Genomic DNA, 14,796 nt, shown 5'->3' with positions numbered 1-14,796 from the left:
TGAATCAGTTTTGATTACTGAAGGCGGCATCGAAGGAAGCCGTTGGTAGGTCCCAGAGCAGCGACCTCACGAAGCCCGCTGCTTCTTTGGCACCGTGCAGGCGGCCCATTCCGGCGTCTTCCCACTCCACGGAAATGGGCCCTGAGTAGCCGAAATATCGGAGCGCGCGGAAAGCGTCTTCCCATGGGACGTCACCGTGGCCGGTGGAAACGAAGTCCCAACCGCGGCGGGGATCGCCCCAAGGTAGATGGGAGCCGAGCACGCCGGCCTTGCCGGATGCGGGTCGGATGCGGGTGTCTTTGCAATCGACGTGATATATCCGGTCTGCGAAGTCGACGATGAAGCCCACGGGGTCAATTCCCTGCCACATCATGTGGCTGGGATCCCAGTTGAATCCGAAGGCGGTCCGGTGGTCGACGGCTTCGAGGGCTCGCATACAAGTCCAGTAGTCATATGCGATCTCCCCGGGGTGAACTTCGTGGGCGTACCGCACGCCCTCCCGGTCGAAGACGTCGAGAATCGGGTTCCAGCGGGTTGCGAAATCCTCGTAGCCGGCGTCAATAACGTCGGCGCCGACGGGCGGGAACATCGCAACATACGGCCAGATCTTCGAGCCGGTGAAGCCGGTGATGGTGTCCACTCCGAGCCTGTTCGCGGCCTTCGCCGTGAGCTTCAGCTCTTCGGCGGCGCGTTTCCGCACGCCCTCGGCTTCGCCGTCTCCCCATACCTTCGAGCGAAGAATGGCCTTGTGCCGGAAATCGATAGGGTCATCGCAGACAGCCTGGCCCGTCAGATGATTCGACAGGGACCACACCTTCAGTCCGTACCGATCGAGAATGTCCACCCTGCCCTGCAGGTAGTCGTCGTCTTCGGCGGCACGCCACACATCCAGGTGCTCCCCGGAGCAGGCGATCTCAAGGCCGTCGTAACCCCACTCACTCGCATACTTGGCAACTTCTTCGAGGGTCAGGTCTGCCCATTGTCCGGTGAAGAGCGTCACTGGCAAGGTCATTCGGCACCTCCGGCTAGGGACATTTTGAGGAAGGCGAGCCCGTCTACTGCCAGGTCGTCCATGGATGCTGCTACGGGGCGCCAGAGCGAAACGGCCCGGGCGATCTCCTTCACCGACGGAAGAAAGGATTCGACGACGATCTGTCCGTCGTAGTTGATGTCGGCTAGCGCCGTAAAGAACTCCGACCAGGGCACGTGCCCTGATCCGGGGGCTCCGCGGTCGTTCTCTGAGACCTGAACGTGGAAAATCTTTGAGCCAGCGAGCCTCACGGCTTCGCCGAGGCTTTTCTCCTCGATGTTCATGTGGAACGTGTCGATCAGCAGGCCGACATGGTCGGCACCGATGAGATCAACGAGCTGGAGGGCTTGTTCGGTGGTGTTGATCAGGTCGGTTTCAAAACGGTTCAATGGTTCGATGGCCAACCGTATCCCGCGCCCGGCGGCGTATTCTGCGGTTTCACGGAGGCTGTCCGCTGCGCGCTTCAACTGCGCGGCCCTGTCAGCCGCATCAAGCATTCGGGTTTGCCCGGTGGGGGCGTACATGGGGCCGGCCACGTGCGGGGAACCGACCGCGGCTGCCAGGTCGATGCAGGCCTTGAGGTAGTCGATGCCGGCCCGCCGGCGCCCGGCTTCCTCCGCCGACACGTCACGGTCAGGGCCGAACGCTCCGCAAATGCCGACAGCGAGCCCGGTGCGGGCCGCGTGGGCGTTGAGGGCCTGCGCCGTCAGAAGCGCGGGATCTTCGACGCATACCTCGATCAGCTCATATCCCATCGCCGCTACCCGGTCGAAGGCAGTCCCCTCGTTGTCGGAGAACGGGGAAGCTAATACGAACGTGCTGAGGCCCAGCTGATTTTCCATTAGCGAAGTCCCAGCTTGGTTTCGATGGCCTTGGTGTGCCTGATCGATGCCTCGGAATAGGTATCAAGAAATTCCGGTGCTCCCCCGCCGGACAGCACACTCCAGACATCACCGGCCGGGGGCAGCAGTTCGTACGAAATCCAGCCCTTATAGTCGACGTCGGAGATCGCCTGGACGATCGGCGTGAAGTCAAGATGTCCGTAGCCCGGCGCCGCGCGGTTCGAATCAGCCAAGTGCACGTGGGCCAGGCGGTGTCCAATGGTGCGAATGGCCTCCGCGATGTCTGGTTCTTCGATGCTCATGTGGAAGGTGTCGGCCATCACGCCGATGTTGGGTGCGCCGACTTCATCGACGAAATCGGCCGCTTTGCCGGCCCTGTTGATGAGGTATGTCTCGTAGCGGTTCCAAGGCTCGACGGCGATGCTGATCCCGTGATCTGCAGCGTAGCCGGCGACTGACCGGGCTGCTTCGACGGCCCAGGCCCATTCCTGAGCGAGGTCCGTCTCAGGGGAAATCTTCATACAGGCGGTGGGTGTGAAAGTGACTACGTCGGCGCCGAGGGCCGCGGCGTAGTCAACGTTTCCTTTGACGTAATCAATGGCATTCCGGCGGGTGCCTTCGTCAGAGCTGACGATGTCGCGCTCGGGTGTGAAGATGCTGATGATCGAGGATGCCACCACATCGTTCTTCTTTAGCTGTTCGGTGATCTCCCGGGCGTCGTGCTCGGAGGGCTCACCAACGAATTCGACGCCGTCATAGCCGAATTTTGCAAGCCTGGCGATACCGATCTCCAGCGGCTCGTGTCCGTAGACGAGAGTGTTGTAGGTGTAGCGGAACATGGTCTACTCCGATTCAAAGATGGTGCCGGCTGAAGGAATTGCCTCAGCCGGCACCAGAAGGCTGCTTCGATTACTTGGTTTTGAAGTGATCCATCAGGCTGTCGACGTTTTCTGCTGTGAAGACGAGCGGTTCGCCGGTGTCCACTTCGCCGTTGGCTCCGATAGTGCGTTTTCCGAGCCGCCCTGCCTCGAATGTGTCCCCTTCTTTTCCGGCGATCTTGCCGCTGAGGAGAGCGTTCATCGCGTAGTAGGAGAGGTAACCCATGTCCCGGGGGCTCCACAGGACGAAGGACTTAACGGCACCGCTTTTCAGGAGCGCGCCATCCGACGGTGGCCAGCCGAGCCCGGTGATGACCAGGTCCGGGTTGAATTTCTGGTCGGCCTTCGCCTTCACCGCGGCCTGGAGTGAAACGGGAGTGGGTGCGAGGATTCCGTCCAGCTCAGGGTAGGCCTGGAAGAGCGAGACGGCGGCATCATAGGACGTCTGCGGGACGTCGTTGCCGTATACCGTCTTGACGAGCTTCATGCCGGCGTACTCCGGCTTCTTGGCTTCTTCGGCGGCTGCGGCGATCCAGGCGTTCTGGCCCGCTGCGGTGCTCTGCGCGGAGATGATTGCGTAGTTGCCCTTGTTGCCCATCTGCTCGGCGAGAAGCTTGAACTGGGCGACGCCGAGGGATGCGTCCGTTGCCGGGGCAACCCAGAACGCCCGGGCGTCCTTTTTAACGTCTGCATCGTAGCTGATTACTTTGGTTCCTTGCGACGCGGCGGCTGTCAAGGCTGGTGCAAGCGCGTCCGGGTCGAGGCCGGACACGGCGATACCGCAACTGCCTTGCTGGGAGGCGCTCTGGATGCGCTGGATCTGGCCTGGCACATCGGGCTGGGCTGTACCGGTGTAGTTGATCTTCTTGCCGCCCATGTCGGTTGCGGCTTCATCCGCACCGTATGCGCCGGCCGCAAAGAACGGATTGTCGGTGTTCTTCGGGATCATGGTCATGGTGCATTCTTTGAGGGACTTCGTGTTGCCTCCCCCTGCTGCGGGGGCGGCGCCGTTCGTAGGGGCGCAGGCGGCAAGTGCGGCTGCAAGAGTAACTGCAGCCACTGTGGCGGTAATTTTTTTGTGCATCAGGGATTCTTTCTTGAGCATGGTGAGTCGGGATGTGTCTTGGTCACGATGTGCTGTTTCGTCACAGAGTCTTCTCTGGCAGACGCTTTTAGGGGTCTTGGTTCATCGGGGTCCAATCGCCGTTGATTGAGGAGGACAAGAGATTCACGTACGGAGCGGCCTGCTGTCGCTGATTTTTTTGGCAACCACAGGAACCACGACCGCGGCAATCATGAGAACTCCGATAACGGTGTTCTGCACGTTGGTGGGGAGGAACCCGAGGTTCATCCAGCTGGTCAGCACGGTGACGAGCACCAGGGAGAGCATGACGCCGGCGAAGGAACCCTTGCCGCCGAACATGCTCACACCTCCGATGAGCACTATGGCGATCACGCTCAGCTCCAGGCCAGTGCCGTTGTTGGCGCGGGCGCTGCTGACGTAACCGGCATACAGCATCCCTGCAAGGGCGGCCACCGTGCCGGAGAGGCAGAAAAGCGTGATCTTGATTCGCCGTACGGGGATACCGGAGAATCGGGAAACCACAGCGCTGGAACCGACGGCGAAGGTCTTGCGGCCGAATGCCCCGCGGTGCAGGACGACGGCCGCGAAGACAGCCATCAAAACAAACAACACAAAGGTGTAAGGGATGTACGTGCCGTAAATGTTGGCCTGGGAGAAGGTCGTGAATTCGACGGGCAGCGCGCTGATGGACCGGCTTTCGAGCAGAATGTACGCGATGCCACGGTAAAGTCCGAGGGTCCCGACCGTCACTACCAATGAGGGCAACCCGTAGGCCACGGTTAACCATCCGTTGATGAAGCCGGCCACGGCTCCCAGAGCCAGGCCAATGACGACCGAAACGGGAAGGGGAATCCCACCTTCGATGCAGAGGCCGAACACGACACCGGTGAGGCCGAATACGGAAGCGACGGACAAATCGATCTCCCCCGCGATCATCAGCAGGGTCATGGGAATCACCATCAGCGCCAGTCCGATCACGCCGCCCGCGGTGATAGCGAAATTCGGTCCTGTCGCGAAATAGGGTGTGCTGATGGAGGCCATAACGGTTACGACAACAACCAGCACCAACAGAGATATCTCCCACGCCCCGAACCAGGCAGGCAGCCCGCGGCGACGTACTTTGGTGCCCTGAGTAGGCGGGGAGGTTATGGTTTGCGTGCTCATGCTTTCACTCCTCGAGCTTCGACGCGGGTTCGGATGATCGAATCGGAAACGATGGCCGCAATGATCACGGCGCCCTGAATGGCCTGGAGCCAGAATTGAGAGACGTTGACCAAGGCAAGCCCGGTCGAAATCACGCTGAGGATGGCAGCACCGATGATGACACCGCCGATCGTTCCGCTGCCTCCATTGACACTGATGCCACCAACAACTACCGCGGCGAGGACGACGATTTCGTAGCCGGAGGCGACGGATGAATCGACAGTGCCGTAGCGGGCTCCCCACAGCACTCCGGCCAAGCCGCAGAGCAGCCCGGAGATGGCGAAGGCGACAAAGATGCGGCGCTTCGCAGGGATGCCCATCTTTTCGGCCGCGAGGGGGTTGCTTCCGATGGCGAGAAAAGAGCGGCCGGTGAAGGTGTGTCGGATGAAGATGTGGGCGGCAATCGCGATTACGAAGGCGTATATCACCAAGCCGGGAATGCCGAACAGACTCCAGGATGCGAGGTCCCCGTATCCACTCGGCAGACTTTGGGCCGTGACCTGGTTGCTGCCGGCGAGAATTGAGTCAATGCCTCGGTAGATATACAAGGTTCCGAGGGTGACCATGATAGAGGGGACGCGCAAAGTTGCGATGATGATCCCGTTGATGCTGCCCAGCACCAGGCCAAGCAGGCACGAGGCCAGGACGACGACGATGATCGGCAACTGCGGGTTCTTGACCGCGAAATCCGCGGCGAAGTAGGCGGTGAGCCCCACCATGGATCCCACTGATACATCAATGTTGCGTGTCAGGAGCACAAGTGCGAGGCCTATGCCGACAATGACGACTATCGCCATGTTGTTCAGGATCTGACCTACCGTGTTCACGCTCGCGAATCGGTCACTGAGCACACTGAACACAATGAACAGGAACGCGAGTACGGCAAGCAGGCTGATCTCGCGGCGGGCAACGAATCTTTTCCACGACGGCTGGGATGCCGGTTTCTGAAGTGTTTCGGTTTGGAGAGACATCCTAATGCTGTCCTGTCATCGAAGCGAGAACGGTTTCGGAGTCGAAGGGCCGTTCGGTGAACTCGCGGCCTTGGGCGCCGCGATAGAAGGTAATGACGCGGTCGGAGACTGAGAGCAGTTCTTCGAGCTCGTTGGAGATCAGGATGATTGCCAGTCCGGCCTGGGCCATTCTCCCGACGATCTTGTAGACCTCAGACTTCGCCCCGACGTCAACGCCCTTCGTGGGATCGTCGAGAATGAGGATCTCAGGGTTGGTCGCCAGCCACTTGCCCAGAACAACCTTTTGCTGGTTTCCGCCCGAAAGCGCAGAGATAAGTTGCTCAGGGCCACTGGTCCGGACGCCCAGACGTTTGATGTAATCGGCGGACAATTCCCTGTCGCTCTTGCTCTTGACGAGACCAAACGAGGAAAGAGTGTCTAGGACGGCCAGCGAAAGGTTGAAGCTGATCGGCTGGTCTAAAATGGCGCCCTCACGGGTGCGGTCTTCGGGCACATAGGCGATCTTGTACTTCATGGCATCGCCGGGTCCGGCGATGCGTACGGACTTGCCCCCGATCAGGACGTCTCCGGAGTCCACGGGGTCCAGCCCGAAGATGCCGCGGGAGATCTCCGTGCGGCCAGCTCCCACCAACCCCGCCAGGCCAAGGATTTCGCCCTTTCGCACGGTGAAGTTGACGTTTTCGTACGCCCCCTTGCGGGTGAAATCGCGCACTTCGAGGTGCACATCCCCGAGTTCGACTTCTTCTTTGGGAAAGACACTCTCTAGGGTCCGTCCGACCAAGTGAGTGACGACGGATTCGGGTGTGAACTCGGCTGCGGGTCCGGAGATGATGGTCGTCCCGTCCCGGGAGACAGTTACGCGGTCGGCCAGTTCAAAGACTTCGTCGAGCCGGTGGCCGACGAAGAGAATTGCGACACCCTGGCTTTTAAGCCGGCGGATCACCTCCATCAGGTGGTCGACTTCGTGCTTTGAGAGCGCCGCTGTCGGTTCATCAAGAATCAGCAACGCGGTGTCGTCACTCAGGGCCTTGACGATCTCCAGCAGCTGCTGGTCTGCCGCCGAAAGGTTCTGCACAAGCTCGCGCGGATCCAGTTTCACCTGCAAGCGCTCCATTGCCCGGATGGCGTTGGCCTGCACGGCCCTCCAGTCCAAGCTGCGCACAGCCGTACGAGGCGGAGCCGCCGCAAACATGATGTTCTCAGCGACTGTCAAATCAGGGAAAACGACGGGGTGCTGGTGCACTACGGAGATGCCAAGCGCGCGCGCTGCGTGCGGATTATGGATCGTGACCGTATCGCCGTTGACGGTAAGCGTGCCGGCGTCCGGTTGCACGATGCCTGCGAGAATGTTCACCAAGGTGCTCTTGCCCGCGCCATTCTCACCGAGCAGAGCGTGGACCTCGCCAGGGTAAAGGGTGATATCAGTGCGCTTGATCGCGGTTACGCCGCCAAAGCGCTTGGACACACCAGCGACACTGACGAGCGGCGTCGCCGTGGCCTCATGGCCTGTTACAGCTATTGATTCGGTCATCGTAGTTCCTCGTTGAGCTAGCTGGACCTGAGCGTTAGGGCGTCAGGGAGAGGGACGGAGCATGGAAGCGGGTTTCCACCCACGCTCCGGTTTGGTGGGATCGGAGCAATGCACCGGTAGGTAGGGCGGCACGGTACCCGCCCCCTGAGACGTACAAACCGTCCGGAGTGTCATCTCTAACACTGCGGTAGGTGTCGGTGAGGAAGGCATTGGGCGCATCCTGGTTACCCTGCGCTCGGGTACATGCCCGTCTCATTACCGCACTCCTTCTAGTTCTTTCACCTCTTTGACGTCGACCCACTCGCCGCACTTGCTGGACTCGATGATGCTTTCGGTGAGGACAGCTGACCTAAGGCCGTCCCGGAACGTGGGAAGGCCGTCGCGGATGTCCCCTTTGATTGCGGCGTAGGTATCGGCGACAAATGCATTGAATGCATCCTGATAACCCTGCGGATGCCCCGCTGGCAGGACGCTGAGCCGTGCTGCTTCGGGGCTAAGCGCGTCCGGGTCACGGACCAGCATCTCGGAGCCGGCCCGTTTTCCAAGCCACAATTTCTCCGGCGCTTCCTGGTCAAACTGCACAGTGCTTTCGGTGCCGGAGATCTCGATCATCAGCCGGTTTTTCCGACCCGGCGCGACCTGGCTGACCAGAAGGTTCCCCACAGCGCCGGTATCAGTTGCGAATACCGCCGCAACGAGGTCCTCAGTCTGGACGTCCTCGTGGTTGGCCCGGCCAGTAAACAGGGTTCGGCTAACAGCGCCAATGCGGGTGATCCGGTCATTGGTGACGAATTCGATCAAGTCGCACAGGTGGGAGCCAATGTCAGCGAACGCGCGTGACGGGCCGCCGAGGCCGGCATCCACCCGCCAGTTGTCGTCATCCCGGGACAGCAGCCAGTCCTGAAGATAGGATCCCTGGATGGTGGAGATCCGCCCCGTCCGGCCGGAGGCAATACGTGCCCGGGCTTCCCGAACCATTGGGTGGAATCTATAGACGAAAGGAACTGTCGCGACCGTTCCGGCGGTCGCCGCCACCTCCACCAGGTGGGCTGCGTCCTGCACATTGGTAGCCAGAGGCTTCTCGCAGACAATGTGCTTGCCTGCCTTCAGCGCTGCCTCGGCCAGTGCATGGTGGGTGGCGTTCGGGGTGCACACGTGGATGACGTCGATTGTGTCGTCCTCGATGAGGTCCTGGGCGGAGGCGTAAGCCTGTTGCACGCCGAAGCGTTCTTTGGCGCGGGCGGCGCTGGCCGGGCTTGAGGAGGCGATGCCGGCGAGGTCCGCCCCGGCAGCACGGGCGGCTCGGCTGTGCACCTCGGCCATGAACCCGGCGCCGACGAACCCGGCCCGTAACCGGGAGGGGGCTGTCGTGGTTCTGTGGTTTTCCATGCCGAAACAGTGACACGAACCACAGGACTTTAGTCAGTCATCCAGCAAAAGTCTGCACTTTTTGACGCTGTCGGGCACGGAATGCGCAGCGAAGTTGCACTTTTTGATGCTCGTGGCATCGAGGAGTGGACGGAAGCCTGCGTGCGCCTAACACTGGGTGAAGATAAGGGCCCCTCGGGGTCGTGTGAGCCTGTTGTGTCAAGACTTCAGTTTCACCATTCACCTCTTGAGCCCAGAAATGGAGCGACATGGACAACGGCGGCCCCGGCGAACTCTTGCATATCCTGCGGGACGGACGCCCGCGAACCAGGGCGGACCTGGCCGGAATGACGGGCCTGGGACGGGGTGCCATCAGTTCCCGCCTTGAACCGCTCCTACGACTCGGACTGGTTGCGCCCGTATCCGGCGCGCCTTCCACCGGAGGCCGCCCCTCAGCACGACTGGCCTTCAATCCGGGTGCAGGGTTGGCCGCCGCCGCTGACGTCGGCGCCACACACGCGACCATGGCTCTCACCGACCTGTCCGGAAGGGTGCTCACGGAAAGCACTGAACGACTTGAAATTTCGTCCGGACCGGAACCCGTTCTGGACTGGCTAACAATGACCCTGACAGGCCAATTGAAAGCGATGAAGCGCCCAGCAGCCGACATCCTCGCCGTCGGCGTCGGGCTGCCCGGACCGGTAGAACACTCCACCGGAAAGCCAATCAGCCCCCCGATCATGCCCGGATGGGACGGATTCGACGTCCCCGCTCACATTCAGCAGACCTTTGACGTTCCCGTCCTCGTCGATAACGACGTCAACCTCATGGCCCTCGGGGAGCGGGCGACGCGCCGGCCCAATGAGGACAACATGATCTTCCTCAAAGTCGCCACCGGTATCGGCTCGGGGGTGGTCAGTGGAGGCATATTACAGCGAGGCGCGGCAGGGGTCGCAGGAGACGTCGGCCATATCGCTGTCTCCAGAGGAGCAGGAATTCTATGCCGCTGCGGCAAGACTGCATGCCTGGAAGCCATAGCAGGCGCCCCCGCCATCGCCGCGCAACTCCGCGGGAACGGACTCGAGGCCATCACAGGAAACGACGTCGTCACACTCGTCCGTTCCGGTGATTTGGCCGCGATTCAAGCCGTCCGCCAGGCCGGACGCGACATCGGAGAAATGCTCAACATGTGCGTGAGCCTCATCAACCCCTCCCTGATCGTCGTGGGCGGATCGCTTGCACAATCCGGAGAACATCTGATCGCCGGGATCCGCGAAACGGTCTACGCACGCTCAACACCGTTAGCAACCCAGCACCTAAATATCACGCAATCCGAAACGGGGCCGGAAGCCGGAGTTGTTGGTGCCAGCATCTTGGCCGTCGAATATGCCCTCGCCCCTCACCGAGTCAATGACCTCGCAACCAGCCTGCTTGCCGCCGGACGCGAAGATTCTCACAGTCCGCAGAAAGTGGAACAGGTCGCCCAAACATCCCATCAGCTCCGTGACACGGTGGCCGGACAATTGCAGGACGCATTTCCTTGATCACGTCTCCGAATGAAGATGCGGACGACAGCCGCGCCAGGGTGTAAAGCGGCGGGTTGGGTCGTTTCTCCGGGCCCCCGCCCTATTCAAGGGCATGCCCAGCGTCAAGTCGGCGACAATACTCCTCGCGTGGGTGCCAGCAATTGCACCCATCAGCGAACCAATCAAAGTTGCACGAGTAAAATAGTGCTAATAGCTGAGGTACTTTCTGGCCGGTCCCATGAGACACAGCAACCGCTTCCTTATGACGCCGTGGCCGTTCTCATGGCCGCCATGATGGTTCAGCTGGTCAAGGAGGATGATGGCATGCCTCAATCCGCCACCGGGGGCAGCGGCCGTCTGGTGCGATACGCAGTGCCGGAAGGGCTTAATCCCGAACAAAGGTTCGAACATTGGCGAGCCTGGTATGGTAACGCCGTCGAAACCCCAATGCGGTTGGAAAAGTCGGCACGTCGCACTCCTGTGTCCTTTAATCCTTCAGCTATTAATCTTGCCGGTCCGGGTTTCAGTCTCATAGAAATGTTCAACGGCCCCGCATTGGGCTCGTGGGCGCCGAATCCCGACACCACGGATCTGCGCCTGGCCTACTTCCGCAAGGCGCCGGGGCTTACCCTCGCTCTCAACGGCGCACCTGAGCCAGTATCACCGGGCTCCGTCAGGTTCATTGATACCTCGCTGGGCGGAAGTTTCGATGCGCCCGAAGGTTTTCACGCCTTGCAGCTCAACATCAACCGCAGCAGCCTAAATGTGAGCGAGGCCCAACTGCGCTCCCTGCTTCGCCTGCCTGACCTGGCAAGGCACCCAATTGTGGGCACTTTCGTGATCCCTGCGCTGATGTCCTGGAAACGGCCGGGCATCGACCGAGAGACATCGGGAACCGCAGACATCCTCCAATCCGTGATGGCAACCCTGGTGGGTTCGCTACTCGAAACGCCGACCGACGATGAGGCGCAGAAACCGGCCCTAAGTCGGGCGGTGAAGAAATACCTTGATGACAGCTATGACAACCCCGATCTGGACGTGGCCATGGTCGCCGAAAGGTTCAACCTCTCCCGTCGCTCTCTGTTCTACTTTTTCGAGAATGACGAACTGCGCCTGGGTGAGCGTATACGCGCGTTGAGAACGCGAAAAGCCCTCGAGCTCCTCCTTCAGGCCGGTTCCCAAGGGATCACCTACTCGGAAATTGCCACCTCGTGCGGATTCACCAATGTGCAAAGCATGCGACGTGCAGTGAAAGAGTTTACCGGGATGAATGTGAGGGAGATCCATCGATCCGAGCCCGACGTTCGTGTCGCGCTGCAACAACTGCGGGAGTCACTGGGTGTGTCGTACAGGTGATAGTCGATGGTCTGGCGGACGAAATGCAAGTTCTTCTATTCGACGTGGGCGCCGTCGTTATTGTTCCCGGGGCGGGTGAAGGTCAGTTTCTCCTGCTCGCACCAGCGGAACAACTCTCAGTTGATGAACTCCGAGCCGTTGTCCGAATCGATGCCCAGGATGGGAAACGGGAACGCGGCGGTGGTGTCCTGGATCGCCGCGAAGACCCATTCTTGGGCCTTGTTCTGACCGAGCGAGTTTTCCGTCCAACTGGTTGGGATGTCGGGGATATCAAGGGTGTAGCAGAACTCACCTTGGTTGTTGCAGCCTTGGTGGCCGACCAGACCGATCTCGACGAACCCTGGCACAGCATCGTTCCGCTCGGCCCAGGTACGGACCGGAATCGAGTCCTTCAGCAGTGTTCCGGGTTTGGTGTGGGACCGGCCGCGGGGCTCCAGTTTCGCCCGATCCGCCTCCGTCGCGCACAGCGCACCCAGACTCTGTTTCTTCACCGCCCGGTCCGGTCGGGCGCAGCGGGTGGCGATGACCTTCGTGACAGCCCTGCGTTCACTCATCGCAAGCTCCATGGCTCAAGTGCCATATTGGAGCGACACGTGAACTGTCACGCTGGTAGTCGACGATATTACAGCCGTTGCCCCTCGTGTATTAGCTCTTTTGCGGCTTGCTGCCGCTCACGTACCAGGCCTGAAGGTTGCAACGCTTTGTGGCCTGTGCTGTCAACGCGTGGTACGCGGAGGCGCGGTGGTATCGCGCGTCACTAGTTTGGGTTCCAGCGAAGGGGTGTCTCCCTCCGTCTCCTCTTTGATCATGGCGAGGATGCGGCCTACGGCGATGTGACCAATGGCCTCGAAGTCCAACTTCACCGTGGTCAGTGCCGGCCGGAAGAAGGGTGCTTCCTTGACGTCGTCGAATCCCACAACACTGACGTCGCCCGGCACGTTGCGCCCGGCGTCGTCCATGGCCTTGATCACGCCGAGTGCGAAGGGGTCGTTGGCGGCAAAGACCGCCGTGACGTCTTTCCTTGCGGCGAGTTCACGTCCCACGCGGTATCCCTCAGCGGCCGACCAATCGGTCGTTGCGAGCGGCGTCGGAACGACGCGTCCGGCCGCGCCCAGTTCCGCCGCCCATCCCTGGACCCGGGCGGATGTTGCCATCCAGCCCGGAGGGCCTTGAACATGCCACACCGTTTCGTGCCCGAGGTCCAGCAAGTGGCGCACCACCATCCGGGCCCCCCGCACTTCGTCAACGGAAACGCTTGTGGGGCTCGGGTGCGATCCCTGCTGGAAGGTCACCACGGGGACACCGATGTCGAGGTCCTCGAGCACCGTGATCGCATCCAACAGGGGCGCGAGCACGATGACGCCGTCAACCGTGTCCGAATTGATGGATTCGAAGGCTGCCCGGATGTCCCGCCGTTCGAGACTGGCCAACGTGACTAAACGCGTAGCGTAGCCATGTTGCCGGGCTTCTTCCGAAATACCGTACAGGGCCACCGTTGGGCCCAGGACGGACAGTTCGAAGCTGACAACACCGATCGTCATGGTCCGGTTGCTGGCGAGCGCCGCGGCTGCGGGATTTCGGCGGTACCGGAGTTGCGCTATTGCGTGCTCCACGCGTTGGCGGATATCCGGATCCACATTGGTCGCTCCCCTGACAACCCGTGACACCGTCTGCTGGGACACCCCGGCGAGCCGGGCAACGTCCGACATCCGGGGAGCCTTTGACCTGGAGGCCAGCCGCTCCCCGCGCCCATTGGTGTTTCGGGCATCTGAAGGCGCGGGACTCGTGGACACCACTCCATTATCCCCGGCTACCCTTGAGGAGCCCCGGAACGCGCCGGTGGTCGGCGCGCCAGCTGTCACGGACGCCGGTACCGCAGGACTTCGGGATGCTGGTCGTACGGCCACTCGGCCCCCTCCACCATGTACTTGCGGGTGGTGTAGCTGCCGTCCATGGTTGCGGCGAGCGACGGAGGTCCGTCGAAGCCGATAACACCCCAACCGATGCGGTTCTCGTTGCCTGCACGCCCATGCTGACACCTGTTGGCCAACCCTCAGCTTGTGGGACCTGCAGTTCGACCAGCGTCAGCCTGAACTACACCCAAACCTGACGTCAAGCGGCCACTCAAAAGCCAGCAGATTAGGGTACCTAGTCCTTATTGCTGACGCACCCGGCGAGGGTCGTAGATTTCAACCTGACTTTTCTGGCTTGTTCCCGGCACCCGGCGACGGCAGGAGTCACGTGTGGGTTTAGGTCACCGAGGCCGTTTCGGTGCATCACCGTTCGTCATGCAGTCATCCAGCAGGTTGGCCATGAAGGAATATGAAAGACCAGCCAAGCGGATACGTCACTTCCGGACGTCGCGGCCAAAAAACCTCCACCGCATCAGGCAGTAGACGCCGAAAGTACCCATGAACAGGCAACGACACGAAAACCAGAGATGCAGGGATGAAAGGCGGCGTGAGCTTCATGAGCCAAATGCACGGCAATGCAATCTCTCGGTCGGCCACGGTAATGCGCCCCAGCGCATCCGCGGGGGTCCAACGGAACCGATTCCCGAACAACTCGGTACAAGTCATGTCGCCCTCCCCCGGACCCACGATGAACAGGCACAACAGCAACCACGAACCGAAAAGGAGAAACCTGGTGAACACCCAACGATCCAGAAAAGAAGTGCGGCCAGAAATTTGCTCAGGTCATGTTGCCCCAGCCAGTCACGCCCATGAACAGGTAGCGAACAACAACGCGTCGATCCAGGTAAGCAAGGAGGCAACCGGCCATAGCACCGGCCACCAATGAAAAAGGCCCCCGAAGGGGCCCACAAGTGAACAAAATGTGCACGCTCAGAGGCTAAAAAGCTTCTGAACAGGGAAAACACGTGCCCGAGGTGGGACTCGAACCCACACACCTTTCGATACCGCATTTTGAGTGCGGCGCGTCTGCCAATTCCGCCACTCGGGCGCGGAGTACACGGAGTAACAATCGTAGGCTCACAGCGAAGTGTGAT

13 protein-coding genes and 1 tRNA gene are annotated in these 14,796 nt (G+C 60.9%); 2 read left to right on the top strand and 12 right to left on the bottom strand.

Going from position 1 to position 14,796, the window contains the following annotated elements; all coding sequences use genetic code 11:
* Positions 1 to 4: 4 nt before the first annotated feature.
* From ARGLB_RS08015 to ARGLB_RS07980, 8 genes are all read right to left on the bottom strand, one after another.
* Positions 5 to 1,012: a sugar phosphate isomerase/epimerase family protein gene (locus tag ARGLB_RS08015; RefSeq protein WP_003800940.1), complete on the bottom strand. Its 1,008-nt coding sequence runs from the start codon at positions 1,010 to 1,012 to the stop codon at positions 5 to 7.
* The gene (locus tag ARGLB_RS08010) at positions 1,009 to 1,872 is read right to left on the bottom strand and encodes a sugar phosphate isomerase/epimerase family protein (RefSeq protein ID WP_003800937.1); all 864 of its coding nucleotides are present in this window, start codon (positions 1,870 to 1,872) and stop codon (positions 1,009 to 1,011) included. The genes ARGLB_RS08015 and ARGLB_RS08010 overlap by 4 nt, the downstream gene beginning before the upstream one ends.
* The gene (locus ARGLB_RS08005) at positions 1,872 to 2,711 is read right to left on the bottom strand and encodes a sugar phosphate isomerase/epimerase family protein (protein WP_003800934.1); all 840 of its coding nucleotides are present in this window, start codon (positions 2,709 to 2,711) and stop codon (positions 1,872 to 1,874) included. Before ARGLB_RS08005 ends, ARGLB_RS08010 begins: the two co-directional genes overlap by 1 nt.
* 70 nt (positions 2,712 to 2,781) lie before the next feature.
* Positions 2,782 to 3,834 carry a substrate-binding domain-containing protein gene (locus ARGLB_RS08000; protein ID WP_050934310.1) on the bottom strand — a complete coding sequence of 351 codons (1,053 nt, stop codon included), beginning with the start codon at positions 3,832 to 3,834 and terminating at the stop codon, positions 2,782 to 2,784.
* 144 nt (positions 3,835 to 3,978) lie between these two features.
* Positions 3,979 to 4,998: an ABC transporter permease gene (locus ARGLB_RS07995; protein WP_003800930.1), complete on the bottom strand. Its 1,020-nt coding sequence runs from the start codon at positions 4,996 to 4,998 to the stop codon at positions 3,979 to 3,981.
* Positions 4,995 to 6,008: an ABC transporter permease gene (locus ARGLB_RS07990; RefSeq protein ID WP_003800928.1), complete on the bottom strand. Its 1,014-nt coding sequence runs from the start codon at positions 6,006 to 6,008 to the stop codon at positions 4,995 to 4,997. Before ARGLB_RS07990 ends, ARGLB_RS07995 begins: the two co-directional genes overlap by 4 nt.
* 1 nt (position 6,009) lies before the next feature.
* Positions 6,010 to 7,539, bottom strand: coding sequence for a sugar ABC transporter ATP-binding protein (locus ARGLB_RS07985; RefSeq protein ID WP_003800926.1), 1,530 nt, complete (start codon positions 7,537 to 7,539; stop codon positions 6,010 to 6,012).
* A gap of 255 nt (positions 7,540 to 7,794) precedes the next feature.
* On the bottom strand, positions 7,795 to 8,928 hold the full coding sequence (locus ARGLB_RS07980) for a Gfo/Idh/MocA family protein (RefSeq protein WP_003800922.1): 1,134 nt from the start codon (positions 8,926 to 8,928) through the stop codon (positions 7,795 to 7,797).
* Positions 8,929 to 9,176: 248 nt separating this feature from the next.
* Here ARGLB_RS07980 and ARGLB_RS07975 point away from each other — a divergent pair, with 248 nt between their 5' ends.
* Together ARGLB_RS07975 and ARGLB_RS07970 are read left to right on the top strand one after the other, a co-directional pair.
* Positions 9,177 to 10,451 carry an ROK family protein gene (locus ARGLB_RS07975; protein WP_003800921.1) on the top strand — a complete coding sequence of 425 codons (1,275 nt, stop codon included), beginning with the start codon at positions 9,177 to 9,179 and terminating at the stop codon, positions 10,449 to 10,451.
* Between the two features lie 273 nt (positions 10,452 to 10,724).
* Positions 10,725 to 11,789: a helix-turn-helix domain-containing protein gene (locus ARGLB_RS07970; protein ID WP_245531499.1), complete on the top strand. Its 1,065-nt coding sequence runs from the start codon at positions 10,725 to 10,727 to the stop codon at positions 11,787 to 11,789.
* Positions 11,790 to 11,905: 116 nt separating this feature from the next.
* Here ARGLB_RS07970 and ARGLB_RS23200 read toward each other — a convergent pair whose 3' ends face one another.
* The 4 genes from ARGLB_RS23200 to ARGLB_RS07950 form a co-directional block, all read right to left on the bottom strand.
* Positions 11,906 to 12,355, bottom strand: coding sequence for a hypothetical protein (locus ARGLB_RS23200; protein WP_139023289.1), 450 nt, complete (start codon positions 12,353 to 12,355; stop codon positions 11,906 to 11,908).
* Between the two features lie 150 nt (positions 12,356 to 12,505).
* Positions 12,506 to 13,498 (bottom strand): LacI family DNA-binding transcriptional regulator, encoded by a 993-nt coding sequence (locus tag ARGLB_RS07960; protein ID WP_003800914.1) that lies wholly within the window; start codon positions 13,496 to 13,498, stop codon positions 12,506 to 12,508.
* Positions 13,499 to 13,647: 149 nt separating this feature from the next.
* Positions 13,648 to 13,839 (bottom strand): hypothetical protein, encoded by a 192-nt coding sequence (locus ARGLB_RS22730; RefSeq protein ID WP_003800912.1) that lies wholly within the window; start codon positions 13,837 to 13,839, stop codon positions 13,648 to 13,650.
* 829 nt (positions 13,840 to 14,668) lie between these two features.
* A tRNA-Leu gene (locus ARGLB_RS07950) sits at positions 14,669 to 14,750 on the bottom strand.
* Between the last annotated feature and the right edge of the window lie 46 nt (positions 14,751 to 14,796).

This window comes from Arthrobacter globiformis NBRC 12137 (assembly GCF_000238915.1).
In the GTDB taxonomy this organism is placed as follows: Bacteria; Actinomycetota; Actinomycetes; order Actinomycetales; family Micrococcaceae; genus Arthrobacter; species Arthrobacter globiformis.
Note: the sequence above shows the minus strand (reverse complement) of the source record. Positions and strands in the feature narration are given on the sequence as shown.

Excerpts from the sequence above, each read along its gene's own strand:
- ARGLB_RS08010 (WP_003800937.1), bottom strand. The coding sequence starts at position 1,872 with ATGGAAAATCAGCTGGGCCTCAGCACGTTCGTATTAGCTTCCCCGTTC.
- ARGLB_RS07985 (WP_003800926.1), bottom strand. The coding sequence starts at position 7,539 with ATGACCGAATCAATAGCTGTAACAGGCCATGAGGCCACGGCGACGCCG.
- ARGLB_RS07975 (WP_003800921.1), top strand. The coding sequence starts at position 9,177 with ATGGACAACGGCGGCCCCGGCGAACTCTTGCATATCCTGCGGGACGGA.
- ARGLB_RS07995 (WP_003800930.1), bottom strand. The coding sequence starts at position 4,998 with ATGAGCACGCAAACCATAACCTCCCCGCCTACTCAGGGCACCAAAGTA.
- ARGLB_RS07980 (WP_003800922.1), bottom strand. The coding sequence starts at position 8,928 with ATGGAAAACCACAGAACCACGACAGCCCCCTCCCGGTTACGGGCCGGG.
- ARGLB_RS07960 (WP_003800914.1), bottom strand. The coding sequence starts at position 13,498 with ATGTCGGACGTTGCCCGGCTCGCCGGGGTGTCCCAGCAGACGGTGTCA.
- ARGLB_RS08015 (WP_003800940.1), bottom strand. The coding sequence starts at position 1,012 with ATGACCTTGCCAGTGACGCTCTTCACCGGACAATGGGCAGACCTGACC.
- ARGLB_RS08000 (WP_050934310.1), bottom strand. The coding sequence starts at position 3,834 with ATGCACAAAAAAATTACCGCCACAGTGGCTGCAGTTACTCTTGCAGCC.
- ARGLB_RS23200 (WP_139023289.1), bottom strand. The coding sequence starts at position 12,355 with ATGGAGCTTGCGATGAGTGAACGCAGGGCTGTCACGAAGGTCATCGCC.
- ARGLB_RS07990 (WP_003800928.1), bottom strand. The coding sequence starts at position 6,008 with ATGTCTCTCCAAACCGAAACACTTCAGAAACCGGCATCCCAGCCGTCG.
- ARGLB_RS07970 (WP_245531499.1), top strand. The coding sequence starts at position 10,725 with ATGATGGTTCAGCTGGTCAAGGAGGATGATGGCATGCCTCAATCCGCC.
- ARGLB_RS08005 (WP_003800934.1), bottom strand. The coding sequence starts at position 2,711 with ATGTTCCGCTACACCTACAACACTCTCGTCTACGGACACGAGCCGCTG.